Below are 6985 nucleotides of genomic sequence, written 5' to 3' on the forward strand. Positions count from 1 at the left end.
ATAATAGGCATTGTATGCATTATGCCAATCCCCATTACTAGAGGAACGATAATTGCATATATCATTTGAGGAATATAATTCGAAACATAAGCATCAACTTGTTCTAACCCATCAGTAATAAGATGTATCGTATCACCTTGCGATTCTTTTTGTTGTATACCTAGTTTAAATAAATGTGTAAGTGCTTCTTTACGCAAAATAGATTTAACAGAATCTCCTAAACTAGACGATAAATATTCCTGTAAGTAAGAAAAAGCTAAACGGAATAAAATGAATACCGCTAAGTATATGATAGTATTGCTTTCATCTATCAAAGTGTGATCAAGAAAAATCAAATTATTAATTAATATAGCAAAAAACCAAGCTTGTCCTACTATAGAGAAACTTTGTAAGATACTAGAAATAATAAGTGCCAATACTACACCTTTTTTATTTTTAATGACTCGAAGGGCCGTTTTCTGTATCATATTTATCCCCTTTTAAATCTAATTTTATCAATATTACACTAATCTTACCATAAAAATGAGGCGTGCCGCTATAGCACGCCTCACAAAAGAGTTCAGACTTTCAAAATTTATGAAAGTAATCTTATATTAATAATGTAAATCTTTTTCTGTCACACGATGACGGAAATTCCAATATACCCAAATTTGATATGCTAATACGATTGGTACAAATACCAATGCAACAGCAGTCATCAAAGCTAACGTATATTCAGAAGAAGATGCATTTGTAATGGTCAAGCTCCACGCTGGGTTCAAAGAAGATACCATAATACGAGGGAATAGACCTGCAAAATATGTAGCTGTAATCAAAATAATGGAAAGAGAGCTAAATACAAAACCCCATTTTGTATTGCGCGTACGTGTTGCAGCCCAGGAAATAAGGAAGCAAACAACAGCTAGTGCACAGAAAATAGTAGCTAAGATAGAACTGTATAAATCAGTGCATACATAGGATGCGATAATCAATATAATCACACCGATTGCAGTAGGTACGCCGGTAACAAGGGATGCTGCACGTGCACGTTCAGAGATAGGACCTGCTGTTTTAATAGATGTAAACAAACCACCATGGTATGTAAATACTAAAACGAAAGCAATACCACATAATACAGTGTAAGGGCTAAGCAAATCCCAGAATGTACCAACATATGTCATCGTTTCATCAATAGGTGTACCTTGGATTAAGTTACCTACTGTTACGCCCCACAATAATGCAGGTACGATAGAACCGATGAAAATGCAGTAGTCAAATACTTTACGCCATGTGCGATTAGCACTTTTAGAACGGAATTCAAAAGCAACGCCACGCATGATAAGTACAGCAAGCATTAAGAACAATGCCATGTAGAAGCCACTAAACAATGTAGCATATACATGTGGGAAGGATGCGAATAACGCACCACCAGCAGTAATCATCCATACTTCATTACCATCCCAAATAGGACCTAACGCATTGATCATTTGACGACGTTCAACATCAGTTTTACCAATGACTGGTAAAAGAATACCTGTGCCATAGTCAAAGCCTTCTAGGAAGAAGAAACCAGCGAACAATACACAAAGCAAGATGAACCAGATCACATTAAGGTTATTCATAATTAGTTCCATAATCTTGCCTCCTCTTTTTCTTCTACATGGTAAATTGTTTGTCCATCAGGACCTTTTTTGATGTGCTCTACAGCTAAATACAATGCGGCAATAGCAGCCAAGATGTAAATAACTGTAAAACCAATGATAGTAGTCATAATTTCAGGAGCTGTAACGGATTTAGAAGCACCATTAGCAGTCAATTGAAGGCCATATACAAGCCATGGTTGACGACCTGCTTCTGCAACAAACCAACCAGTGGATTGAGCAATGTAAGGTAATGGTAACATCCAGAAAATAATTTTCAAGAATGTTTTATTCTCTACGAGTTTACCTTTAGCATTCAATACCAAGCCGATGAAAGCAACTAACAACATAATGGAGCCAGCAGCTACCATGATGCGGAATGTCCAGAAAATAGCAGGTACATCTGGAATATAATTACCAGGGCCATATTGAGCTTCAGATTTAGCTTGTAAATCTTTAATACCTTCTACTTTACCAGATGTAAAAGAGTTTTGTGTTAAGAAGGATAAACCACCTGGGATTTCAATAGCACCTGTATTTTGTTGTGCTTTTGTATCAATATTAGCAACTAAAGAGAATGGAGCTGGATCTTGAGTTTCCCAAAGAGCTTCCATAGCTGCCATTTTCATAGGCTGTTCTTTAGTAATATATTGGCCTTGATGATGACCTGCAAGAGCACCTAATGTACCAGCAATTAAAGTAATTACCATACCCCATTTTACAGAGGTTTTATAGAAATCAACATTGCTCTTACGAATCAAATGCCATGCGCTAATAGCCATAATAATGACACCTGCTGTCATAGAACCATTTAAGACAATATGAGCAAATTGACCAGGTACATAACCATTGGATACGATAGTCGCAAAATTTTCCATTTCTGCACGGCCATTACGAATTACATAGCCTACAGGATGTTGCATAAAAGAGTTTGCTACAATAATCCAGAATGCGGATAAATTGGTGCCTAATGCAACTAATGTTGCCACAGTAGCATGCGCTTTATTAGATAAGCGACCCCAACCAAAGATCCAAACGCCCATAAATGTAGATTCCAAGAAAAATGCCATTAATGCTTCAAGGGCAAGTGGGGCACCAAAAATATCACCCATAAAACGAGAATATTCAGCCCAGTTCATACCGAAATGGAACTCTTGAACGATACCTGTTACAACACCCATAGCAAAGTTAATTAAGAATAATTTACCCCAAAATTTTGCCATTTTTTGGTAAACTTCTTTACCGGTGCTTACAAAGGTCCATTCTAGAATAGCTACAATAACCGTCATTCCCAATGTGAACGGTACAAATAGCCAGTGATAGATAGATGTTAGCGCGAACTGTAAGCGTGCTAAATCTAGTGCTTCAAACATGTCTTTTCCTCCTTAGAATTGACTCAAAAATACACACTTGATGAATGTCTTACATCGTTACGCATGAGATACACAAGGATCCATGGTCTCTAAAATCTCTTTTTCGCGTGCAGCTAACTTATCGAAAGTCACACTTTCCATCTGTCTTACAAGTTCAGCTTGTACAACAGACATTGCTTCATTAACTGCGCATTGGCCCATACATGCTTTTGAGCAAGAACCGACATCATACAAACAACGCTGTAAATACGTATCCCCCTCAACGGCTCTGATCACATCGAGCATGGAAATCTCTTTAGGCTCACGATTTAATGCAAATCCACCATCCACCCCGCGGAATGATTTCATGATTCCTGCGGCAATAAGGCTGCGCATTATTTTAAGCAAAAAACGCTCTGGAATCATTTCTTGCTCAGCCAATACACCGCCTGTTACCTTCTGACCAGATGGTAACATAGCCATGTGCAAAATCATGCGAAACGCATAGTCCGTGGCTTGATTTAATTTCATAAGCACTCCTTTTCCAATAACAACGTCTACGTATTACTATATTTAGTATAAACGATATAAAACAATACTGCAATGGTATTGTTTTTGTTATACTGTAATTTTTATCACAAAAAAGACTATTAGTTAAATACTAATAGTCTTTTTCATTTATAATATATAATTCTAAAAAAGTTATCCAAATAGAAGATGTCCTACTTCATAAGCAATAGCAGCTACTATACCAGATAACGGAATAGTCACAAACCAAGCCATAACCATGGAACGTGCTACGCCCCAATTTACTGCTTTAATACGCTTAGAAGCACCTACGCCTAGCAAGGAACCGCTTACAACATGAGTAGTACTTACAGGCAAATGTAAAAACGTGGCCGTAAAAATGGTAATCGCAGAATTTAAGTCCGCTGCAAAACCATTAATAGTCTCTAGTTTAAAGATTTTTGTTCCCATTGTGGAAATAATTTTCCAACCACCAACGGCTGTACCACAAGCCATTGCAGTGGCACAACATAATTTAACCCACAACGGAACGTCTAAGGTGTCAATATAGCCACCACTAAGTAAGGTCAATGTAATAATCCCCATCGCCTTTTGTGCATCATTAGAACCATGAGAAAATGCCATCATAACAGCAGATACAATTTGCATAGATCTAAATCTATCATTTAAAACAATCGGAGAAAATCTACCAAAAATAAGCAACAATACTTTCATCACAATATAGCCACCAATCATGGCAACAATTGGTGATAAAATAAGGGATAAAAAAATCTTTAAAATTCCTGACTCGTTTAAAGCATCAAAACCTACAGACCAACCTACAGCACCTATAATACCACCGATTAAAGCATGTGATGAAGAACTAGGAATTCCCCAGTACCAGGTCAATAAATTCCATACTATAGCACCAATAAGGGCCGCAGAGATAATACCACTATCAATAAAAGATGGTGACATAACAATGTCGCCACCGATAGTCTTCGCAACCCCTGTACTAACCATAGCACCTAAAAAATTAAGTACGGCAGTCATTATAATTGCTTTTTTAGGTGTAATTGCACGGGTAGATACAGATGTGGCAATAGCATTAGCGGTATCATGAAAACCGTTAATATAATCGAATGCTAAGGCTAAAAGTACAACTAGCCAAACTAAGTAATGTGACTCAAGCATACTTCAATACTACCCGGCGGAATGTACCAACCAAATCCTCACAACCATCGATTACATCCTCCATGGAGCTAAGAATTTCCTTCCATTTGATAATTTCAATTGGATTCGTACATTCTGTAAACAGCTTTGCCATTTCTTCATGGTAAATATTATCTGCTTCAGATTCAAGCTTTAATACTTGATGTACGCGACCTTCTACCTTTACATGATCCTTTTTTAGGCTTCCCATATAACCTATAGATTTATTAATATGTTTAACACATTTTACGACAATCTCACTCATGCGAATCGCACCATCGCTTGGTTTACCAACATGATACATAACCATCTTATCCATAATTTCTTTAATGTTATCAAGTGTAGTATCTAACTGATCAATTAATAACTGAATATCTTCACGATCCATTGGTGTAATAAATGTTTTACGCAAGCGATCAACTGTTTCGTTTACTAATTCGTCCGCAGCTTTTTCTTTTGTATCAATTTCCAAGAATGCTTCTTCTTTAGAAACTTCACCTTTAAAAACGCGTTCCATCATTTCCGCACTTTCATAGGTTAGTTCAGCATGATTTTCTAAAATACTAAAAAACTTTTCTTCTTTTCCTTTTAACTTAAAAGCCATGGAGATCCTCCTGATACAGTACTGTTAGCTTCTATAATTACACTATAATTATAGCATAGTAAAACAGTACATGCCTATCTATTTATTGATTTCTCGCACTAAATGAGGCATTTCTGGAATAATTAATTTATTTAATCCAAGAGTAACAGCACCTACAGAACCAGGAATAGAAAAAATTAATGTATTTGAATTAACACCAGCTAAAGCGCGAGATGCAATAGCTTTAGTACCAATATCTTCAGTATAAGAAAGATATCTAAAAATTTCACCAAAACCAGGTATTGATTTTTCTATGATAGAATCTACAGCTTCAATAGTTACATCACGCAAGGCAATTCCAGTTCCCCCAGTGGTAATGATAACATCTATGCTTTCATCATTACACCATGGAATCAGGGCATTGCGTATTTCATTAAAATCATCAATAACAATTTTACGAGCTACTACATTATGATTGGCTTCTTCCAATAATTCTTGAACTTTATTTCCTCCCTTATCAGTTTCTTTAGTTCTCGTATCGGAAACTGTAAGTACGGCAATATTGAGAGGTCGTTGTAAAACTTCTTGAGACATATATCCTCCTAAAATAATGGTATAAAGCTAGCTAATTTTGTAAATCCGTTGTCACGTAAACTATCACGTAATTGCCATGTATAAGTAATAAATGGAGCACAATGTAAACGCATCAAAAATGATAAGTAAGGTGTATTACCTTGGAATATAGCTAATCTTGGTAATGCATATAAATTTTGCCCTGGTTTAACTGTACCCGGTGCTACTGTAAAAGCCATTTTGTAGCCACTTTCACTAGTAATACGTTGCACATCAGCATTATTAAAACCTCCTGGATATGCTAAATAATCTATAGGTTTTCCCATAAAGGCTTGTAATGTATCTTTACCACCTTTGATTTCATTATCTAATTTAGACGGATCAATTTGCGTCAATATACTATGATGATTAGTATGTCCTTCCACGATAAATTTATGAGCATCCATTGTTTTTAATTCATTAAGAGATACAAATCGCTTTGTATTAACAGCATCACTAATCATAAAAATGGTTGCTTGCATATTATAAGATTCCAAAATAGGCAAAACATCCTCATAATTATCAATATAACCATCATCAAAAGTAAGCACAATGGGCTTATCAGGTAATTCTTTACCTTCTGTTACATAAGCATATAAATCATCGAGACTAATTGTATGATACCCTTCACTATGTAAATATTCCATCTGTCTTTTAAATTGTGCTACATTAAGGGTTAATGCCGAATGATACTTATCATTGACTTGATGATAATTTAGCACAGGAACACCATATAACTTATAATGTGATGATAACCACCACATACTACCTAACGTAATACAAACTAATGCAATACAAATCATAAGAGCATATACTATTCGTTTACATATAATTATTAACATGATTAAGAACCTTCTTACTTCATTTAAAATATATATTTTATACTATTCGAGGATAACATATGCACTCTTTTCTTTCAATAAAAATTCTTTAGTAAGTCATAAAAATTCATATAAAACTCTAAGAGAATGCGTTAAAGCTATTATATAGAAAAAGACACATCCGAAGATGTGTCTTTTAGTCAATCAGCGACTTCCTATCCTCCCAGGCCGTCTCCAGCCAAGTACTTTCGGCGTTTACGAGCTTAACTACTGTGTTCG

The 6985-nt window shown here is 35.7% G+C and carries 8 protein-coding genes; all 8 read right to left on the bottom strand.

Annotated elements, in window-relative coordinates:
• Nucleotides 1-467: ABC transporter transmembrane domain-containing protein (locus Q0E20_RS09215; RefSeq protein ID WP_295999333.1), on the bottom strand; the 467-nt coding region annotated here is incomplete at its 3' end.
• Between the two features lie 126 nt (nt 468-593).
• The gene (cydB, locus tag Q0E20_RS09220) at nt 594-1613 is read right to left on the bottom strand and encodes a cytochrome d ubiquinol oxidase subunit II (RefSeq protein ID WP_295999335.1); all 1020 of its coding nucleotides are present in this window, start codon (nt 1611-1613) and stop codon (nt 594-596) included.
• Nucleotides 1604-2992, bottom strand: coding sequence for a cytochrome ubiquinol oxidase subunit I (locus Q0E20_RS09225; RefSeq protein WP_295999339.1), 1389 nt, complete (start codon nt 2990-2992; stop codon nt 1604-1606). Before Q0E20_RS09225 ends, cydB begins: the two co-directional genes overlap by 10 nt.
• 57 nt (nt 2993-3049) lie before the next feature.
• On the bottom strand, nt 3050-3502 hold the full coding sequence (locus tag Q0E20_RS09230; RefSeq protein WP_295999342.1) for an Rrf2 family transcriptional regulator: 453 nt from the start codon (nt 3500-3502) through the stop codon (nt 3050-3052).
• A gap of 171 nt (nt 3503-3673) precedes the next feature.
• Nucleotides 3674-4672, bottom strand: coding sequence for an inorganic phosphate transporter (locus Q0E20_RS09235; RefSeq protein ID WP_295999344.1), 999 nt, complete (start codon nt 4670-4672; stop codon nt 3674-3676).
• Complete coding sequence (locus Q0E20_RS09240; protein WP_295999346.1) at nt 4665-5294, bottom strand: DUF47 domain-containing protein; 630 nt, start codon at nt 5292-5294, stop codon at nt 4665-4667. Before Q0E20_RS09240 ends, Q0E20_RS09235 begins: the two co-directional genes overlap by 8 nt.
• A gap of 78 nt (nt 5295-5372) precedes the next feature.
• A complete protein-coding gene (locus Q0E20_RS09245) occupies nt 5373-5867 on the bottom strand; it encodes a molybdenum cofactor biosynthesis protein B (RefSeq protein WP_295999348.1) in 495 nt (164 codons plus the stop codon).
• 8 nt (nt 5868-5875) lie between these two features.
• Nucleotides 5876-6727 (bottom strand): polysaccharide deacetylase family protein, encoded by an 852-nt coding sequence (locus tag Q0E20_RS09250; RefSeq protein WP_295999350.1) that lies wholly within the window; start codon nt 6725-6727, stop codon nt 5876-5878.
• Between the last annotated feature and the right edge of the window lie 258 nt (nt 6728-6985).

It is taken from the genome of uncultured Veillonella sp. (assembly GCF_934230905.1).
GTDB lineage: Bacteria > Bacillota > Negativicutes > Veillonellales > Veillonellaceae > Veillonella.